The organism is Nocardioides sp., assembly GCF_025965415.1.
Classification (GTDB): Bacteria; Actinomycetota; Actinomycetes; order Propionibacteriales; family Nocardioidaceae; genus Nocardioides.
Window position 1 is genome coordinate 1 of record NZ_JAOPWY010000074.1, and the last position, 19,353, is coordinate 19,353.

Here is a 19,353-nt window from a genome sequence, read left to right on the forward strand (position 1 = left end):
GTGCTAGGCGCGTTCGCCAACGCTTTCCGGACGCCGGACCTGCGGCGCAAGCTGCTGTTCGTGCTGCTGATCGTCACGATCTTCCGGCTCGGCTCTCAGGTGCCCACCCCGGGCGTCAACGTGGCCAACGTCCAGTCCTGCATCAGCCAGCTCGAACAGGGCGGGCTCTACAGCCTGATCAACCTGTTCTCCGGCGGCGCGCTGCTCCAGCTCACGATCTTCGCGCTCGGGATCATGCCCTACATCACGGCCTCCATCATCCTGCAGCTGCTCGTCGTGGTGATCCCACGGCTCGAGGCGCTGAAGAAGGAGGGCCAGGCCGGCCAGGCGAAGATCACCCAGTACACGCGCTACCTCACGCTGGGCCTCGCCGTCCTGCAGGCGACCGGCATCGTGGCGCTGGCGCGCAACAAGGCGCTGCTCCAGGGCTGCGACCTCGACCTCCTGCACGACAACGGCACCGGCACGTTCCTCGTCATGGTCATCACGATGACCGCCGGCACCGCGGTCATCATGTGGCTCGGAGAGCTCATCACCGACCGCGGCATCGGCAACGGCATGTCGATCCTCATCTTCACCCAGGTCGTCGCCACCTTCCCGGCGTCGCTGTGGAGCGTCCAGACGTCCAAGGGCTGGGTCGTCTTCAGCATCGTCATGGTGATCGGGCTGGTCCTGGTCGCGGCCGTCATCTTCATCGAGCAGGCGCAGCGCCGCATCCCGGTGCAGTACGCCCGTCGCATGGTCGGCCGCAAGATGTTCGGCGGCAACTCGACCTACATCCCGCTCAAGGTCAACCAGGCCGGCATCATCCCGGTCATCTTCGCCTCGTCGCTGCTCTACCTGCCGGCCATGGCGGTGCAGTTCAACCCGGAGAGCACCAACCCGGTCCTGAACTTCATCGGCACCTACCTCGTCGGTGGCGACCACCCGCTCTACATGATCATGTACTTCCTGCTCATCATCTTCTTCACGTACTTCTACGTCTCGATCACCTTCAACCCTGTCGAGGTGGCGGACAACATGAAGAAGTACGGCGGCTTCATCCCCGGGATCCGGGCGGGCAAGCCGACCGAGGACTACCTGTCCTACGTCCTGTCCCGCATCACGTTCCCTGGAGCCCTCTACCTCGGCCTGATCTCGCTGGTCCCGCTCGTCGCGTTCGCGATGATCCAGGCCAACCAGAACTTCCCGTTCGGTGGCACGTCCATCCTCATCATGGTGGGCGTCGCGCTCGACACGGTGAAGCAGATCGAGAGCCAGCTCCAGCAGCGAAACTACGAAGGATTCCTCAAGTAGATGAGACTCATCCTCATGGGCCCGCCGGGTGCGGGCAAGGGCACGCAGGCCCGTTTCGTGGCCGACCACTTCGGCGTGCCGGCGATCTCCACCGGAGACATCTTCCGCGCCAACGTCTCGCAGGGCACCCCGCTGGGGATCAAGGCCAAGCGCTACATGGACGCCGGGGAGTACGTCCCGGACGAGGTCACCAACCTCATGGTGCGCAACCGCATCGACGAGGACGACGCCGCGCCCGGGTTCCTGCTCGACGGCTATCCGCGCACCCTGGCCCAGGTCACCGAGCTCGACGGGATGATCGGGTACACCGGTCACCGGCTCGACGCCGTGGTCGTGCTGACGGTGGACTCCGAGGAGCTCGTCCAGCGCCTGCTGCAGCGCTCGGAGACCGACGGTCGTGCCGACGACACCGAGGACGTCATCCGGCGCCGGCAGGAGATCTACACCGAGCAGACCGAGCCGCTCATCGAGGTCTACCGCGACCGCGGCATCCTCGTCGAGGTCGACGGGATGGGTGAGGTCGACGACGTGACGGCCCGCATCTTCGCCGCGCTCGACGTGATCCCGCAGAGCTGAAGCCCTCCGATGGGCTTCCGCGACCGCGGGATCGAGATCAAGACCGCCGAGCAGATCGACCTGATGCGCGTCGCCGGCCGGCTCGTGGGGGAGACCCTCGAGCTGCTCCGCGAGGCCGCCCGGCCGGGGGTCAGCACGAAGGACCTCGACACCCTCGCCGAGACCAACATCCGCGACCACGGTGGCGTGCCGTCCTTCCTCGGCTACGGCGTGCCCCCGTTCCCGGCCACGATCTGCGCCTCGGTCAACGACGAGGTCGTGCACGGCATCCCAGGCCCGCGGACCCTGGTCGAGGGTGACGTGATCTCCATCGACTGCGGCGCGATCGTGGCGGGCTGGCACGGCGACGCGGCCCTGACCGTCCCGATCGGCGAGGTCGCCGACGACGTACGCGAGCTGCTCCGGGTCACCGAGGAGTCGCTGTGGCGCGGGATGGCCGCCGCCCGGCTCGGTGGCCGGGTCACCGACATCAGCCACGCGATCGAGACCTACGTCCGTGCGCAGGGCCGCTACGGCATCCTCGAGGACTACACCGGGCACGGCATCGGCACCGAGATGCACATGGCCCCCAGCGTGCCCAACTACGGCCGCCGCGGTCGCGGGCCCGCGATCGTCGAGGGCCTCGCCCTGGCCGTGGAGCCGATGGTGACGCTGGGCAGCAAGCACACCGACCTGCTCGAGGACGAGTGGACCGTGGCGACGGTCGACGGCTCCGTGGCGGCACACTTCGAGCACACCTTCACCGTGACGCCGCAGGGCGCGTGGGTGCTCACCGCCGTCGACGGCGGTGAGGCCCGGCTCACCGAGCTGGGCGTCCCATTCGGCGGACGCTGACCGGCGCGTTTGGCCCCGCGCCCGCCCGCCGTGGGACACTGGGCGCGCAGGAGGGGAGTATTCCCCGGTAGTGGTGTCGTCAGCACGGCGTCCGCGCGAGCGGAGCCCGGTGCCACTGGTTCGCCGTCGACGCGCGAGCGGAAGAGACCTCCGGCGCTGCTGCCCTGCGCAGACGCCGAACTCACCCTCATTCCCCAAGGAGCATCAGCGTGGACGTCCCCACCTGGGTCTGGATCGCCACTGGCGTGGTGACCATCGCCATCTTCACCTTCGACCTCGCGGTCGTCGGCCGCCGGCCCCACGAGCCGAGCATGAAGGAGTGCGCGACCTACCTCTCGATCTACGTCGGCCTGGCCGTGCTCTTCGGCCTCGGCGTCTGGTACACCTCCGGTGGCACGCCGGCGCTGGAGTTCTACTCCGGCTGGTTGGTGGAGTACTCGCTCTCCATCGACAACCTCTTCATCTTCATCATCATCATGGCCAAGTTCGCGGTCCCGCGAGAGCTCCAGCAGTACGCCCTGATGATCGGCATCGTGATGGCGCTGGTGATGCGCGCGGTCTTCATCGCCGTCGGCGCCACGGCGATCAACAACTTCAGCTGGGTCTTCTACCTCTTCGGGCTGTTCCTCATCTACACCGCCGTGAAGCTGGCCAAGGAAGGTGCTGAGGACGAGGACGACGAGTTCGAGGAGAACCGCGTCGTCGCCTTCATCGAGCGCCGCTTCCCGGCCACCTCCGAGTGGCACGGCCGCGCGCTGATCACCCAGGAGGGCGCCCAGCGGATGATCACACCGATGTTCATCGTGATCATCACCCTCGGCACCACCGACCTGCTCTTCGCGCTGGACTCGATCCCCGCGATCTTCGGCATCACCAAGGAGCCCTACCTGGTGCTGACGGCCAACATCTTCGCGCTGATGGGCCTGCGCCAGCTCTACTTCCTCATCGGCGGCCTGCTCCAGCGCCTCATCTACCTGTCCTACGGGCTGGCGTTCCTGCTGGCCTTCATCGGCGTGAAGCTCATCCTCCACGCGATGCACGAGAACGAGCTGCCGTTCATCAACGGCGGCGAGCACATGACGTGGGCCCCGGAGATCCCGATCTGGCTCTCGCTGGTGGTCATCCTGGCCACCCTGGCCGTCACCGCGGTGGTCTCGCTGTGGGCCTCGAGCCGGATGTCGTCGGAGGAGCAGGACGCCGCCACGGGTCCGCGCCGCGACTGGGAAGACGACTGACCCTCAGCAGGTCGCGGCGACGCGTCGCACCCTCGTAGATGCGGCACGTCGAGCCCCACCGCATCTCGATGTCCTTCATCTGCCTCAGCAGGACGTCCTCGCGGGTGGTGCACCCGTTGTGACCCCCGGGACCGCCGTGGCCGCGGTCGAGGCCGAAGGCGTGGTCGCGGCGGCGAGGACGAGCGCGCAGGCTGCGATCAGGACACGCACTGGTTGGCGCTCGGCGAGTTGTCGGCACCCCGGGTCATGCGCAGGTCGAGGCAGACCGGGTCGCCGGTCCGGACGAGGAGCTGCTCCTTGGTCGTGCTGCCGAACGTGTCGGTGTCGTCGCGGTGGTAGCTGAAGGAGTCGCCCGGCTCCACCGGGACCGGTGCGTTCCACTCGAACAGCACCCCTCGTGCCGTACGCCGTCCGGTGAGGGTCGGCGCCTCGGTCAGGACGTCGGGGACCACGTCGCTCGGTGCCTGCGACTCGATCGGGACGACGACTCCGGGATCCTCCTCGCGCCCCCCGCCGCCGAGGACGAGGAACCCGATCAGCACGGCGAGCACCGCGGCGCCGATCCCGGCCCAGACGAGGCCCGACACACCGCTCGTCTCCTCGTCCGCGCTCGCGGAAGGGGTGGGGTCCTGCGCGGCGATGCGTCGCGGACCGCTGGCCGAGATGACGGTGACCGGTTTCATCGCCGTGGCGCCCTCGGGCGCCCCGGGTGCGTCGGCGACGTCGGTCACCGAGACGGAGGCATCGGGACGATCGCCCTCCACCGCGACCGAGGTGCGCGCCCAGCCGGCCGTCGCCTCGATCCGCTGGAGCGCGCGGGCCAGCTCGAGGGCGCTGCCGGGTCGGTGCTCGGGCCGCTTGGCGAGGCACTGCTGCAGGAGCCGGTCGAGGGCGGGTGGCACATCTGGCCGCTGGGTGGCCGGGGGAGCGGCGTGCAGGATGCGTGCGCTGATGGCCCGGGTGGAGTTGTCGCCCGAGGGGATCGAGAAGGGCGAGCGCCCCACCAGCAGGTGCCAGATGGTGGCGCCGAGGGAGTAGACGTCGGAGGCCACCGACCCGTTGGACCGGCCGTCGAGCAGCTCCGGAGGGGACCAGGGGTAGGAGATCCGGACGTCGTTGTCGCCCTCGACCTCCGACATGTGGCCGGCGATGCCGAAGTCGGTGAGCGCGGGCTCGTGGTAGGTCGTGACCAGCACGTTGCTGGGCTTGATGTCGCGGTGCAGGATCCCCGAGCGGTGGGCCGTCTCGATGGCGCTGGCCAGCTTGATGCCGGTCGCGACGGCGTCGACGGGGGCCATCGGGTTGGAGCGCACGCGCACGCCGAGGTCGGGCGGCGGGCAGTAGCGCATGACGAGGAACGGGCGACCGCCCTCCGCGGTCACCCCGGCGGTGATCACCGAGACGATGTAGGGGTGGTCGGCCAGCCGGGCCATCGAGTTGGCCTCGGCCGTGAAGAGGTACTTCTCGCGGTCGGTCAGCGGCACGTCCGGCCGGACGACCTTGACCGCGACCCGCTGGCGCGGCCACTGCTGCTCGTAGAGGAAGACGTCGGCGAAACCGCCGCTACCCAGGTGCTCGATGAACGCGAACCCGGGGATGACCGGGGCGCTCACCGGGCAACCGCTCCCGTCTCGAAGCGCACGGCATAGACCTGCGCCATGTCGAGGACCGAGCCCGGCTCGAGGACGTAGGCGTCACCCGGCCGCATCCGCTGCGGCTCCCGCCCGGGGAGGGCGAGGGTGGTGCCGCCCCGGCTGTCGAGGTCGCGGGCCACCACGTCCCAGCCGTCGAGCTCGATCTGGAGGTGCTGGCGGGAGACGAAGGAGTGGTCGGCCGGGAGGTGCACCAGGTGCGGCCAGTCCGTGCTGCCCGGGGCGGGAGCGGGCTTGCGGCCGAGGATCACCCCGCGGTCGAGCGGCACGACCTCACCCGTCGGCAGGCGCAGCCCACCCAGTGCCGGACGGTCCACGCGGCGCGGCTCCTGGGGCGCGACCCGCTGGTGGCAGACGCGGCACTGCGGCGAGATCGGCGGGGTGAGGTGTCCGAGGGGGCAGCTGACGGCGAGCACCGTGGGGGCGGTGCGGTGCGAGAGGTGGGACGGTCGGTGGGTGGTGGAGCCGTCGTGGTCGTCCACGTCCTCGTCCGCCGGCCAGGTGTTCGTCTCGCTCTCCGACCGCGAGCCCGGGGCGCTGTGGGGCGCCGAGGCAGGCCTGATGGTGGTGTGGGTGCCCTCCTCGATCCGCTGCATGAGCAGGGGGTCGGGCTCGGAGGTGTCGGTCAGCGACCCGGTGTCCTCGACCGGGCGACGCATGCGGGTGCGCGGGGGAGGCCCGTCGGGGCCCTTCGCGGCGAGGATGGCGGCCGGGATGCCGTCGATCATGGCGCCCGTCGCGGGCGGAGGGGCGGCGTCCTGGACGTGCTGCACCGGGGCGACCCGGGCGGAGACCGGCGTGAGCTCGACGCGGTCGGCGGCGACCACGCCGCCGACGAGCCGGCGGGTGTGCGAGAGCTCGTCGGGATCCGTCCCGCCGTCGAGGCTGAGCACCCGTCCGGGACCGGCCAGGCGCACGTGCCCGGCGCCGCGCGAGAGCGTGGTGGAGGCACCGGAGGTGAAGTCGACCATGGCCAGCCCGGGAGGGTCGCCGTCGAAGGCCTTCTCGACGACGGCCAGCACCCGCTCGACGACGGTCGAGCCGGACGGCGCCGTGAGGCACAGGACGTCCCAGATCTCCTGGACGACCTGCTCGTCGGCGGGCTCGGTGAGCAGCACCCAGTGGGCGCCACTGCCCAGCAGCACACCAGCCCCTCTGGTGTACCTCGCTTCCACGATCACTGTCGGCCCCCCTCGGACACGCCCACGCGTCCATCATCACCCATCACACCCACACCGCGCACGCGGTCGCGAGTTGTCGCAACCCCGACTTGTCCGGAGCGACGGTGATACATACTCTCCCTCTGGGTGGCTGCGGCGGGCGCACGTCATTCGTGGGGGCCAAGGGGGAACGGCGTGGCACGTGCGACCTTCGTGCGTCGACACCAGGTGGGCATCGCCTCGGGTGTGGCCCTGACGATCGCAGCCGCCGCCGTCATCACCTACGCGATCACCGCGAGCGGCTACAAGTCCCACGAGGCCGAGCTCAACGACGGCGGTGTCTGGGTCGTCAACGGCAAGAAGGGCTGGTCCGGACGCCTCAACAAGCCGATCAACCAGCTCGACGGGGTCGTCCCCAGCCCGGAGGGCAAGACGCGGCTCGACGTCGTGCAGGACGGCGCGGCGGTCGTCACCCTCAACCTCAACGCCAGCCGCGGCCAGGCCATCGAGACCAGCCGCCTGGAGTCCCAGGACGGGGGCTCGGCAGCGGTCCCGACCGCCGGTGACGTCCGGATGGCGGGCGGCACGCTGGCCAGCGCCGACGCGGAGACCGGCGAGGTCTGGGCGGTGCGCTACGACGCCGAGCGCGGCGTGCCCGTCATGAGCTCGGTCGACCGACAGTCCGAGGCACTCGCCGAGGCCGGCCAGGACGCCGCCCTCGCCGTCAGCCAGCGCGGCACCGTCGTCATCACCTCCGCCGACGACGGCACCCTCACCACGATCACCCCCAGCGGCGCGGTGTTCGCCGAGCCGGAGCAGCAGGACCTCCCCGGCGACGCGGGGCAGGTCTCCGCGGTCACCACGGTCGGCGAGCGCGTGGTCACGCTCGACGCCGCCGCCGGGGTCCTCCGCGTCGTCGGTGGCGCGAGCGCCTCGGTGCCCCCGGGCAGCGTGCTCCAGCAGGCGGGTCCCGACTACGACGCGGTGCTGGTCGGAGCACCCGACGGGCTGCTGAGCGTCGACCTGGAGTCCGGTGACGTCACCACCGTGTCCACCAAGGCGGGCACCCCGGTGGAGCCCGTGCGCCTGGGCCCCTGCGTGTTCGGCGCCTGGTCCGGCGGGGTCGGCGCCGTGGCCGTCCAGTGCGGGTCCACCGCCGTCAACGAGAAGGACCTCGGCGGCGACGCCACCAGCCTGGCGTTCCGGGTCAACCGCGGCGAGATCGTGCTCAACGACGCCAACAGCGGCACCGTGTGGGACGTCGAGCAGGACAAGCCGATCAGGATCGACAACTGGGAAGCGTTCACGTCGAAGAAGAAGAACACCGACGACGAGAACGAGAACCAGAACCAGACCGACGCCGACCGGCGCCCCCCGCAGGCCAAGCCCGACTCGTACGGCGTCCGCGCGGGCCGCACCACGGTCCTGCACCCGCTCGACAACGACTCGGCCCCCGAAGGTCGCCTGCTCAGCATCGTCGACGTGGACCAGCCGTCGGGCGGGGCCCGGGTCGAGATCAGTCCCGACGGGCAGACCCTGATCATCCAGATGCCCGACAAGGCCCGCCCCGCGACCTTCGACTACTTCATCGACGACGGCCGCGACGGGCTCGCGGCCCACGCCACGGTGGGCGTGGACGTGCGCGGCGGCCAGGACAACCAGCCCCCGCGGCTGCGCGAGGGCTATGAGAAGCCGACCTACAAGGTGCCGCACGGTGGGGCGCTCGCCGTCCCGGTGCTCGCCGACTGGCGCGACGACAGCGACGGCGACACGCTCCTCCTCGACTCGGCGCAGGCCGTGGGTGGCGATGAGTCGGGTGCCGCGGCGCGGACGACGGCCGACGGCCGGATCCGCTTCACCGCCCCGACCATCCAGGGGGACGGCCAGCAGCTGGTCCGCGTCGAGTTCGCCGTGACGGACGGTCGCTCCGCACCCGTGACCAAGTCGATGAACTTCCAGGTGCAGGCGCCCAAGGACCAGCAGGCCTTCGCGCCGAGCGCCGAGCCGGACGTCGTACGCGGCGAGGTCGGCCAGCCGATCAAGATCCGCCCGCTGCTCAACGACCTGCCCGGCTCGGACCCCAACACGCCGACCGCCGAGCTCGCCCTCGGCGGCAAGGTGCCCCAGCAGCCGGGGGTCAAGGTGGCCTCCGACCTCGACTCCGGCCAGCTGACCTTCACCGGCGACCGGCCCGGCACCTACTTCCTCAACTACGACGCCGGCTACGGCAACGCCCCGCTCGACCAGGGCACGATCCGGGTGGACGTCGAGCCGCGCCCCAAGCGCGCGGCGGACCCGATCGCCATGCCCGACACCCTCACCCTCTACGGCCAGGCGCCGGGGATCGTCGACGTGCTCGCCAACGACCTGGACCCGGCGGGCGGACTGCTCGTCGTCCAGCGCGCGACCGCCGAGCGCGACGGCCAGCTCGACGTCGCGATCGTCGACGGTCGCTGGTTGCGCATCTCCTCGGTGCAGCCCGACCTGGTGCCGGCCACGCAGACCATCTCCTACACGATCAGCAACGGTCCCCACTCCGGGGCGCGTGGCGAGGTGGTCGTGACCCAGCGTCCGGCGCCGGCCGACAACACCCCGATCACCGTCGTCGACCGCGTGGTCGTCCGCGCGGGCGCGGCCGTGTCCGCCCCGGTGCTCGACAACGACGTCTCCCCGGCGGGTGACCGCCTGACCCTGCTCGGTGACCTGGTCGACAGCGAGACGGCCGGCCGGCTCGAGGTCGTCGCCCCCATCGACGTCACCGGTGACGTGGGCAAGGCCTTCGTGTCGGGACGCCTGGTGCGCTACGTCGCGCCGGAGCGGATCGAGGAGCGCGACACCTTCGACGTCACCTACGTCGCGCAGAACCTCGAGGGCAAGCGCGCCAACGGCCTCCTGCGGGTGACGGTCGTGCCGACCGACGACCCCAACGACCCGCCCGAGCCCCCGACGCTCGAGGGTCGGGTCGTGTCCGGCGACACGGTCAAGATCCGCCTCCCCGGCGTCGGCGTGGACCGCAACGGCGACCCGGTCACCGTCACGGGCATCACCTCCGCCCCGCGACTGGGCCGCATCGAGTCGTCCGGTGGCAACGTCATCGAGTACCGGGCCTTCCCCCGCACGGTCGGCACCGACGAGTTCAGCTACTCCGTGGTCGACTCCCAGGGGGCGTTCGCGACCGGCACGGTGCGCGTGGCCGTGGTGGAGCCCGGCCAGCCGCAGCCCCCGCTGGCGGTGGAGGACCGGCTGACCGTCGAGCCGGGGCGCACGGCGACCTTCGACCCGCTGGCCAACGACTTCGTCGCCGCCGGCGACGCGGTGGAGATCGCGCTGCTCGACCCGCCGGCCGGCGCGAAGCTGGACCCGGACACCAACCTGGTGACGGTGCCCGCACCGGACACCCTGGACGCCCCACCGGTCGTCATCGTCTACAGCGTCACCAACGGTCTGAGCGAGTCGCGCGCGACCCTGACGCTGGAGACCGCGAAGGACTTCAACAACCCGCCGATCGTGTTCGACGCCTTCGGTCGTGCCGGCGACAGCGGCAGCGTGGTCGTGGACGTCCTCGAGGGCGCCTACGATCCCGACGGACGGGCTGCCGACCTGCAGGTCACGGAGGTCAGCGGGGCGACCGTGGTCGACGGGACGCAGATCCGGGCCGACCGTGGCCCCGCGCCGCAGGTGCTGCCCTTCGAGGTGCGCGACGCGGACGGTGGTGCCGCCGCCGCGACCGTCTACATCCCGCCCACCGGCAACGGGTTGCCCTACGTGCTGCCCGACGCCCTCATCGAGATCGACTCCGGCGCCAGCATGACCGGCACGTTCTCCGACTACGTCGCGGCGCCCGACGGCGGCGTCGTACGCCTCGCCTCGGGAAGGCGGTCCTACTCCGCCGCGCCGTCCGCGATCTCCGTCGGTCCCGACACGGACAACCGCTTCGAGCTGAGCGCGGCAGCCGGCTTCCGGGGCCCCGGGGCGCTCCTCGTCGAGGTCACCACGGCGACCGGCGCGAGCGGCAACGAGGACGCGTCCACCACGGAGGACGGTGCGACGGTCCTGCTGTCCATCCCTGTGCAGGTCGGCGACGACGCCCCGACGCTGGAGTGCCCCTCCACCGTCGTACCCATCTCGGCCGGGCAGCGCTTCGCGCTCGACATCGCGACCTTCTGCAAGGTGTCCACCCTCGACCCCCGCGAGGTTCCCGACCTGACCTACGACGCGGAGTGGAGCCAGCCCCTCGACGGGCTCGACGTGGGGAGTCCCGAGGGGTCGGTCGTGGCGATCACGGCGGCCGACACCGCCACCGAGGGCGGCGAGGCCGTGCTCACCGTTCGAGCCGGCGACAGCAACGCCGAGGAGGTCCGCTTCCGGTTGTCCCAGGCTCCGGCGCCGACGCTCCTGCCGATCAAGGTCGAGACCATGGAGGCGGGACAGAGCCGCACGTTCGACATCAGCTCCTACCTGCGGGCCGGTGTCGCGGACCCCTCGCCCACCATCCTCGACGTCGAGAACACGGGCAACCCCGGCGTCCGCGCCACCATCGACGGCAGCCGCCTCACGCTCAGCGCCGACAAGGACACCCGCGGGGTGCAGGCCAGCTTCCGCCTCGTGGTCAGCGACGTCGACTCCTCCGACCCGCCGGCGTCACGGCGCGCGGAGGGGCGGATCCAGTTCCAGGTGGTCGGCACGCCCGCGGCACCGGGGGAGCCCCGGCCCTACCCGCTCTCCGACCAGGTCGGCACGATCACCATGTCGTGGAAGCCTCCGGACGACGACGGCGGTGCGCCGATCCTCTACTACGTGGTCAAGGAGGAGAAGAGCGACGACACCCAGCGGTGCGACACCAACGAGTGCGTCTACCGCAACCTCAAGACCGGTGGCAGGTACAGCTTCCGGGTCCAGGCGGTCAACCGCGTCGGCGCGAGCGAGTTCAGCGCCCTCTCGCGATCGGCGCAGGCCGACACGAAGCCGGGTCGCGTGCAGGACATCCGGATGGTCGACCGGGGCGACGGCACGATCACCATCGCCTGGGACAAGCCACCGACCAACACCTCCAAGATCCTCGACTACACGATCAGCTGGGGCGGCGCGCAGGCCGTGGTGCCCGGCGACAAGACCCGCTACACCGCCGTCGGGCTGGACAACAACACCAAGTACGTCTTCACGGTCAAGGCACAGAACCGCGTGGACTACTCGTTGCCGCGGTCGTCGTCGGAGATGCAATCCCTCGGCACCCCGCTGCCACCCGCGGCACCGGTCGTGACCGACCTCGAGGCGGGCGCCAACCAGACCGACGTGCGCATCTCCTGGCAGGGCGTCCTGCCCGAGGGACCGGGGCCCACGACCTACACCGTCAGCTACACCAACGGCATCACCTCGGGTGCCGTCCCCGGCTGCCAGAAGCTGGCGTCGCTCACCTGCACCCACGCCGGCGTGCCCTACGACGGGCTCGTCTACACCTACCGCGTCGTGGCCGCCAACATCAGCAACCGGTCGCTGCCGAGCGAGGGCACGTCCATCGAGGCCGTGGGGCGTCCGGCGGCGTGGGGTGCCTTCCAGGCCTACCCGACCGGCAACAGCCAGGAGGCCGAGATCGCCTACACGGTCCCCGACGCGCGCGGCAGCGTCAGTCGGGTCGAGGTGCTGGTCGCCGGGCTGGTGGTCAGGTCGTTCCCGCAGCAGACCGGCACCAACACCACGCGGATCCTGACCCAGGGCAACGAGCAGCCCTACCAGGTCCAGCTGCGGGTGTGCAACGAGAATGCCCCGGCCGGCTGCACGCTCAGCGGGGTGCAGAACGTGCAGACCTACGGCCGGCTGGACTCCGCGCTGTACTCGATCGAGCCGGTCGTCAACGGCAAGTCGATCCAGTGGGTCATCTCCGGGACCAGCAACGGCGACGCTGCTGTGCTGCAGTACGAGGTCCGCAACAAGCGCGTCGGCCAGGACTCGAGCTTCGGGCTCCGCTCGGAGGCGCTGAGCGGGGGAGGTGGTTTCACCATCACCACTCCTGTCTTCGACACCGAGGACTACTCCCAGCAGCAGGAGATCTTCGTGACGATCTTGGACGATGCTCCGGCCAACCGTGGGACCGATTCCGACTCCAGGAACGTCAACGCCGACCCACCTCCAGCCGCCGAGGTCACGGCCTTCAAGCACAGCTCGTGCAACGACGCCGAGGGGTCCGCGAACCCCTGCCACGCAGGCGGCAACGGCCAACCCGACTGCACGGACGAGCGGTGCGGCTTCATCGGGCTGACCACCACAGGCTTCATCGGCTCCTTCGAGTGTCGCTTCGGATCCGGCAGCTGGTCCCCGTTCTCGTCCAACGTCTCGAGCTTCAGGACCGATCGCTACATCAACGGCGGCAGCATCACGGTGGAGTGCCGGAGTGCGATCCAGTCCGACTCCTTCGTCCTCAACTGGCCCCCGTGACGCACCGTATGAACCTTGACCACTCGATCCAAAGGACCCACGCATGACGATCAGCCACGAACAGGCCGAGTGGTTCAGGACCACCTTCGACCAGCTCACCGACAACATGGAGAAGGCCGTCCTCGGCAAGCGCCATGTCGTACGACTGGCGTTGACGTGCCTGCTCTCCGAGGGGCACGTGCTCATCGAGGACTTCCCCGGCACGGGCAAGACGATGCTCGCGCGGGCCCTGGCCAACACCGTGCAGGGCAGCCACGCCCGCATTCAGTTCACGCCCGACCTGCTGCCCTCCGACGTGACCGGCGTGACGGTCTACGACCAGCACAAGGGGACCTTCGAGTTCCACCCCGGCCCGATCTTCCACACGATCGTGCTGGCCGACGAGATCAACCGCGCCTCGCCCAAGACCCAGTCGGCCCTGCTGGAGGTCATGGAGGAGGGGCGGGTCACCGTCGACGGTGTCGCCCACCCGGTCGGCCGGCCGTTCCTCGTGATCGCGACGCAGAACCCGATCGAGCAGGCCGGGACCTACCGCCTGCCCGAGGCGCAGCTCGACCGCTTCCTGATGAAGACCTCCGTCGGCTACCCCGACCGGCAGGCCACGGTCGAGCTGCTCAACAACGCGGCCGTCCGCGACCGCGCCGGCCTGGTGACACCGGTGATCACCGCCGCCACGATCGCGCAGATGAGCGGGCTCGCCGACCAGGTGTACGTCGACCCCGCCGTCATCGGCTACGTCGCCGAGCTCGCCGAGGAGTCGCGCCGCCAGCCGCACGTCAAGCTCGGCCTGTCCCCGCGCGGCTGCCTGGCCCTCGTCCGGGTCGCCAAGACCTGGGCGGCGGCCGACGGCCGCGACCACGTGGTCCCCGACGACATCAAGGACCTCGCCGAGCCGGTGCTCTCGCACCGCCTCCTGCTCGACGCCGAGGCGCAGTTCAGCGGCGTCGACGTGCAGACCGTGATCTCGCGCCTGCTCGACTCCGTGGCGCCGCCGACCGACCGCGTAGGGGCCTGAGCCTGCGATGAGCCCACACGGATTCCGAGGGAGGTTGAACGAGGCGCTCGAGGTCATCAAGCCGATCGGCTGGCTGATCCTCATGCTCGGCCTCGGCGCGCTCGTGGTGGCCACGTTCACGCTCTGGCGTGAGCTGGCCGTCCTGGGCATGGCGTGCCTGGCGCTCATCGGGCTCGCGCTGCCGTTCCTCCTCGGCCGCACCTCCGTCTCGGTCGACCTGCGCCTCCAGCCCGAGCGGGTCGCGGCGGGGGAGTCCGTGGCCGCCGGCGTGGTCGTGGTCAACCGTGCGTCCTCGCGGCTGGTCCCGACCACCCTCGAGGTGCCGGTCGGCTCGGCGATCCACCGCTACGGGATCAGCTCGCTGGCGCCCGGCGCGAAGCACGAGGAGTCCTTCACGATCCGCACCGAGCGCCGCGGCGTGATCTCGGTCGGCCCGGCGATGACCCGTCGCGGCGACCCGGTCGGCATCTTCTCGCGCGACGTGGTCTGGACGCCCGTGCGCGAGGTGCTGGTCCGTCCCCACCTCGTGCCGATGGAGTCGCTGGGCGCCGGTCTGATGCGCGACCTCGAGGGTGTCTCCACCGACGCCGTCAGCCAGAGCGACCTGGCCTTCCACGCGCTGCGCGAGTACGTCCCCGGCGACGACCTGCGGCACATCCACTGGCGTTCGTCGGCCAAGGTGATGGCCTCGAGCGGCGAGTCGGCCCTGCTGGTGCGCCAGTACCTCGACACCCGGCGCAGCCACGCCACGATCGTCGTCGACGACCGGCTCGCCGCCTGGAGCGACCCCGAGGACTTCGAGACCGCCATGGCCGTGGCGGCCTCGATCGCCGTGCGCGCCGTGCTCGACGAGTTCGACGTCTCCTTCGTGTGCGGCTCCCACGCCTCCAGCGGCTCCGACGGCTACCTCGCCCTCGACGCGGTCTGCCGCGCCGACTTCGGCCGGCGCGGGCTCATCGAGTCCGGTCGCCAGGCCAGCACGCTTGCCCCCGACACCAGCCTCGCCTTCTTCGTCGGCGGCAACCGGAGCGAGTTCACCGACATCCTGCGCTCCGCGGCCGCCTTCCCGCCCGAGGTCCGCCGCTACGGCATCGTCGTCGACCCGGAGGGCACCAGCCGCGTCACCGAGACCGGCGGCCTGGCGGTCCTGCACCTGTCCGCCAAGGAAGACCTCGGCGCCCTGCTCCGATGGAGCGTGAAGTGAGACCCACCCCACGACGTTCTCCGTCTCCTCCGCCGAGCTCGTCCGCCGGACGACGCCGTGGGGACCCCGAGGTCCGCCGCGGTCCTGCCGGCCTGTCACAGACCGGCACCCGCACCCGGGTCCGCCCGCACGCCTTCCTGCCCGACCGGCACTCGTGGGTCGACATCGGCTTCACCCTGGTGCTGGCCGGACTGGTGCTGAGCGCCTTCGGCACCTCCTTCGCCGGGTCGGGCTACCTGGTCGTCGGCCTGCTCGGCGCGGTGATCGCCGTGGTCGTCACGCACCTGACCCGCGCCGCGGGGTGGCCGGTCATCTCGGCAGTCGTCATCTGCGTGGTCCTGTTCTTCCTGCTCGGCGGGCCCCTCTGCCTGCGCTCGCTGGGGGACACGTCGGTGCTGCCCGGCACCTCGACGCTCGCCCGGGTGGCCGACCAGGCGATCTTCGGCTGGAAGGACCTGCTCACCACCCTGCCGCCGGTCGACGGCGACGGTCCGCTGCTGGTCCTGCCGTGGCTCGCGGGCATGCTCGCCGGGCTCGTCGGCCTGGGGCTGGCACACCTGCCCGTGCCTCGCGCCTGGCTGGCCGCCCTGCTTCCCGTCCTGGGCCTGACGGCGGTCCTGTCCGGAGCCATCATCCTCGGGGTCCGTCACCCGCAGTCCCTGCTGCTGCAGGGCTCGCTCTTCGCCGGTCTGGCCCTGGCCTGGCTCGCGATCCGGGCACGCCGGGCGAGCGCCTCGGTCCAGGGCGGCAGCACGTCCTACGTCCGGGGCGCCGGCGCCGTGGTGATGCTGGCCCTGGCGGCCGGGGTCGCCTTCCCGGCCAGCGCGCTGATCGCCGGTGACGACGACGAGCGGGCCGTGGCCCGCAACTGGGTGGAGCCGCCCTTCGACATCGGTCGCTACCCCTCGCCGCTGGCGGGCTTCCGCAAGTACATCGACCTCAAGGGCCGCAGCGACCCGAGCAACGTCTACGACAAGACGCTGCTCGACGTCGACGGGGCCGGCGCGGGGACCCGCATCCGGTTCGCCACGATGGACCGCTACGACGGCATGGTCTGGGGTGCCACCGACAACGCGCTGCCCGGCCCGGCCGACGACTCCTTCCAGCGCGTCTCCTCCACGATCGACAACCCGGTCGAGGGCAGGCAGGTCGACGTCACCATCACCCTCGGCGAGGGCTGGAGCGGCGTGTGGCTGCCCACGGTCGGCGCGCTGCAGTCCATGACCTTCGAGACCGGCGACCCGCGGGCCAAGTCCGAGGTGTTCCGCTACAACCTCGCGACGTCGACGGCGGTCGTCCCCACCGGCCTGCAGCCGGGGGACCGCTACTCCTTCACCGCGGTCGAGCCCGACGACGTGCTCACTCCGGAGACGGTGGGGTCGGCCGAGACCACCGCCCTCCCCCCGGGCGCGGCCTTCATCCAGGGACCGACCGAGAAGTGGACCGAGGGTGCCGGCGGTGACCCGATGGACCGCGTCCTCGCGGCTGCCGAGCACCTCAGGTCCGAGGGCAAGTACTCCGACGGCATCGGCCGCACCGAGCGCATCTACGTCGGTGGGCACAGCGTCTGGCGCCTCTCCGACGAGTTCGTCAACGCGCCGCAGATCGTCGGCAACGACGAGCAGTACGCCGCGACGATGGCACTGATCGCCAACGAGATCGGCGTCCCGGCGAGGGTCGTCCTCGGGGCGGTCGTCCCGGAGGGCGGAAGCGTCACGGGCAAGGACGTGTCGGCCTGGGTCGAGCTCCGCGCGGCGGACGGCTCCTGGCGCACGCTGCCCACCGAGTCCTTCATGTCCACCACGCCGCCGGCCGACCAGGTCCCCGAGACCAACACCCCGATGTCGGGCACCGTGATCCCGCCGCCCAACCCCATCCCGCCGCCGTCCGACGCGGGGGAGCAGAGCGACGCCGACCTCAAGGAGCGCCGGGCCACCCGCAAGAAGTCCGACGAGGAGGAGGGCCTGATCGCCGGCCTTCCCACGTGGGTGGGCGCCGTGCTGACGTACGTCGGCGGCCCGCTGCTGCTCGTCGCGCTCCTCCTCGGTGCGGTCGTGGCCCTCAAGGCCGTGCGCCGCCACCGCCGGCGCAGCGCCGACTCGGCCTCGGCCCGCTTCGTCGGTGCCTGGCGCGAGCTGGTCGACCACGCCCGCGACCTCGGCCAGGTCGTGCCCCTGGGGGCCACGGTCACCCGTCGCGAGCAGTCGCGGGGCATCGTCTCCGGGCAGGCGGGCACCCTGGCCCGGCGCGCGGACAGCTTCGTCTTCGGCCCGAGCGTGCCCGAGCTGGCCGCCGCGACGACGTACTGGGAGCAGGTCGACGCCGAGCGGCGGACGATGTCGCAGCAGGTGGGTCGCCGGCAGCGCCTGCAGGCCGCGATCAGCCTCCGGTCGTTCCTGCGGGGAGGTCCGTCGCGGGCCTCGGAGCCGGTCGCGGACAACCCGGACGGCAGCACCCCCGCCACCGGGCGCCTGGCGGGCGTGCGCTCCCGGCTGCACGGGCTCGCTGATTGGCGTTCTCGCAGGACGCCTGACTAAACTGGTGCGTCGGCCCAACGTGGGCTGTGTTTCGTGGTGCCTCGCGGCTGCCCGGACCTCGTGGCGATTCGTCTCAGACGCATCGCGCGTGTGCCCGGGATGAGGCTCCTCGCAGCCGCCCACGAGGTCCACCGGTCACCACGACCGGGCGGTTCCCGGGCCAACGGTAGACAACGAGCATCATCAAACAGCACTGCAACAGATTGTGGAGGACATGCCGAAGAAAGAAGGCGTGATCGAGATCGAGGGCACCGTCGTGGAGGCCCTTCCCAACGCCATGTTCCGCGTGGAGCTGGCCAACGGGCACAAGGTGCTCGCCCACATCAGCGGCAAGATGCGCCAGCACTACATCCGGATCCTCCCCGAGGACCGCGTCGTGGTGGAGCTCTCGCCGTACGACCTCACGCGAGGTCGGATCGTCTACCGCTACAAGTGATCCAGCCAGCCGAGTAGCAAGGATTCGTTGACATGAAGGTCAACCCCAGCGTCAAGCCCATCTGTGACAAGTGCAAGGTCATCCGCCGTCACGGCCGGGTCATGGTCATCTGCGAGAACCCGCGCCACAAGCAGCGTCAAGGTTGAGCAAGACCGACAACTGAAACACCACAACGTGATCGCTAGGCAGTGAGTCCCAGGACTCCCTGACCGAATCCACCTCCGGCGCTTTGGCCGGGGCTCACCCGAGGCGGGATGAGACGCGACACGACCAGAAACCAAAGCGATGAACAGACAAGGAAACGCCACATGGCACGCCTCGTTGGTGTCGACCTCCCGCGCGACAAGCGCATCGAGATCGCACTCACCTACATCTACGGCATCGGCCGTACCCGCTCCCAGCAGCTCCTGGCTGCCACCGGGGTCGACCCGAACGCTCGGGTCCACACCCTCGGTGACGAGGAGCTGGTCAAGCTTCGCGACGAGATCGAAGCCAACTTCAAGATCGAGGGTGACCTCCGACGTGAGGTCCAGGCGGACATCCGCCGCAAGATCGAGATCGGCAGCTACCAGGGTCGCCGCCACCGCATGGGCCTCCCTGTCCGCGGTCAGCGCACCAAGACCAACGCGCGCACCCGCAAGGGCCCCAAGCGCACCGTCGCCGGCACGAAGAAGGCGAAGTGATCGGCGCCCTGCGCTGATCCTCGTCATCGAAGCTTCCAGACCAGACCCCATCAGGAGTTAGTGAATGCCTCCCAAGAGCCGCGCGACCAAGGTCCGCCGCAAGGAGAAGAAGAACGTCGCTCAGGGCGAAGCCCACATCAAGAGCACGTTCAACAACACCATCGTCACCATCACCGACCCGACCGGTGCGGTGATCTCGTGGGCCTCTGCCGGCACCGTCGGCTTCAAGGGCTCGCGCAAGTCCACCCCCTTCGCCGCCCAGATGGCTGCCGAGGCCGCCGGCCGTCGCGCCA

The 19,353-nt window shown here is 70.6% G+C and carries 14 protein-coding genes; 12 read left to right on the forward strand and 2 right to left on the reverse strand.

Features of this window, described 5'->3' with window-relative positions; translation table 11 throughout:
- The 4 genes from secY to JWN97_RS07965 all read left to right on the forward strand — a co-directional run bounded on the left by secY (position 1) and on the right by JWN97_RS07965 (position 3,941).
- Complete coding sequence (secY, locus tag JWN97_RS07950) at positions 1-1,296, forward strand: preprotein translocase subunit SecY (protein WP_297621053.1); 1,296 nt, start codon at positions 1-3, stop codon at positions 1,294-1,296.
- Positions 1,297-1,872, forward strand: coding sequence for an adenylate kinase (locus tag JWN97_RS07955; RefSeq protein WP_297621055.1), 576 nt, complete (start codon positions 1,297-1,299; stop codon positions 1,870-1,872).
- A 9-nt stretch (positions 1,873-1,881) separates the two neighbouring features.
- Positions 1,882-2,706, forward strand: a complete 825-nt coding sequence (gene map / locus JWN97_RS07960; RefSeq protein WP_297621057.1) for a type I methionyl aminopeptidase — start codon at positions 1,882-1,884, stop codon at positions 2,704-2,706.
- A 209-nt stretch (positions 2,707-2,915) separates the two neighbouring features.
- Positions 2,916-3,941 (forward strand): TerC family protein, encoded by a 1,026-nt coding sequence (locus JWN97_RS07965; RefSeq protein ID WP_297621059.1) that lies wholly within the window; start codon positions 2,916-2,918, stop codon positions 3,939-3,941.
- A 197-nt stretch (positions 3,942-4,138) separates the two neighbouring features.
- On the opposite strand, the gene JWN97_RS07970 is transcribed toward JWN97_RS07965, so the two are convergent.
- Together JWN97_RS07970 and JWN97_RS07975 are read right to left on the reverse strand one after the other, a co-directional pair.
- The gene (locus JWN97_RS07970; RefSeq protein WP_297621061.1) at positions 4,139-5,554 is read right to left on the reverse strand and encodes a serine/threonine-protein kinase; all 1,416 of its coding nucleotides are present in this window, start codon (positions 5,552-5,554) and stop codon (positions 4,139-4,141) included.
- Positions 5,551-6,738: an FHA domain-containing protein gene (locus JWN97_RS07975; RefSeq protein ID WP_297621063.1), complete on the reverse strand. Its 1,188-nt coding sequence runs from the start codon at positions 6,736-6,738 to the stop codon at positions 5,551-5,553. The genes JWN97_RS07970 and JWN97_RS07975 overlap by 4 nt, the downstream gene beginning before the upstream one ends.
- 210 nt (positions 6,739-6,948) lie before the next feature.
- Here JWN97_RS07975 and JWN97_RS07980 point away from each other — a divergent pair, with 210 nt between their 5' ends.
- The 8 genes from JWN97_RS07980 to rpsK all read left to right on the forward strand — a co-directional run.
- Entirely contained in the window at positions 6,949-13,185 is a 6,237-nt protein-coding gene (locus JWN97_RS07980) for an Ig-like domain-containing protein (protein ID WP_297621065.1), read from the forward strand.
- 43 nt (positions 13,186-13,228) lie between these two features.
- The gene (locus tag JWN97_RS07985) at positions 13,229-14,200 is read left to right on the forward strand and encodes a MoxR family ATPase (RefSeq protein ID WP_297621067.1); all 972 of its coding nucleotides are present in this window, start codon (positions 13,229-13,231) and stop codon (positions 14,198-14,200) included.
- A 34-nt stretch (positions 14,201-14,234) separates the two neighbouring features.
- On the forward strand, positions 14,235-15,404 hold the full coding sequence (locus tag JWN97_RS07990) for a DUF58 domain-containing protein (protein ID WP_297621069.1): 1,170 nt from the start codon (positions 14,235-14,237) through the stop codon (positions 15,402-15,404).
- Complete coding sequence (locus JWN97_RS07995) at positions 15,389-17,941, forward strand: transglutaminase domain-containing protein (RefSeq protein ID WP_297621073.1); 2,553 nt, start codon at positions 15,389-15,391, stop codon at positions 17,939-17,941. Before JWN97_RS07990 ends, JWN97_RS07995 begins: the two co-directional genes overlap by 16 nt.
- Positions 17,942-18,155: 214 nt before the next feature.
- Entirely contained in the window at positions 18,156-18,377 is a 222-nt protein-coding gene (infA, locus tag JWN97_RS08000) for a translation initiation factor IF-1 (protein ID WP_056599768.1), read from the forward strand.
- A gap of 32 nt (positions 18,378-18,409) precedes the next feature.
- A complete protein-coding gene (gene rpmJ / locus JWN97_RS08005) occupies positions 18,410-18,523 on the forward strand; it encodes a 50S ribosomal protein L36 (protein ID WP_004008316.1) in 114 nt (37 codons plus the stop codon).
- Positions 18,524-18,685: 162 nt separating this feature from the next.
- Positions 18,686-19,060 carry a 30S ribosomal protein S13 gene (gene rpsM, locus JWN97_RS08010; protein ID WP_297621082.1) on the forward strand — a complete coding sequence of 125 codons (375 nt, stop codon included), beginning with the start codon at positions 18,686-18,688 and terminating at the stop codon, positions 19,058-19,060.
- Positions 19,061-19,124: 64 nt separating this feature from the next.
- A partial coding sequence (rpsK, locus tag JWN97_RS08015) for a 30S ribosomal protein S11 (RefSeq protein WP_297621085.1) occupies positions 19,125-19,353 on the forward strand: 229 nt, incomplete at its 3' end.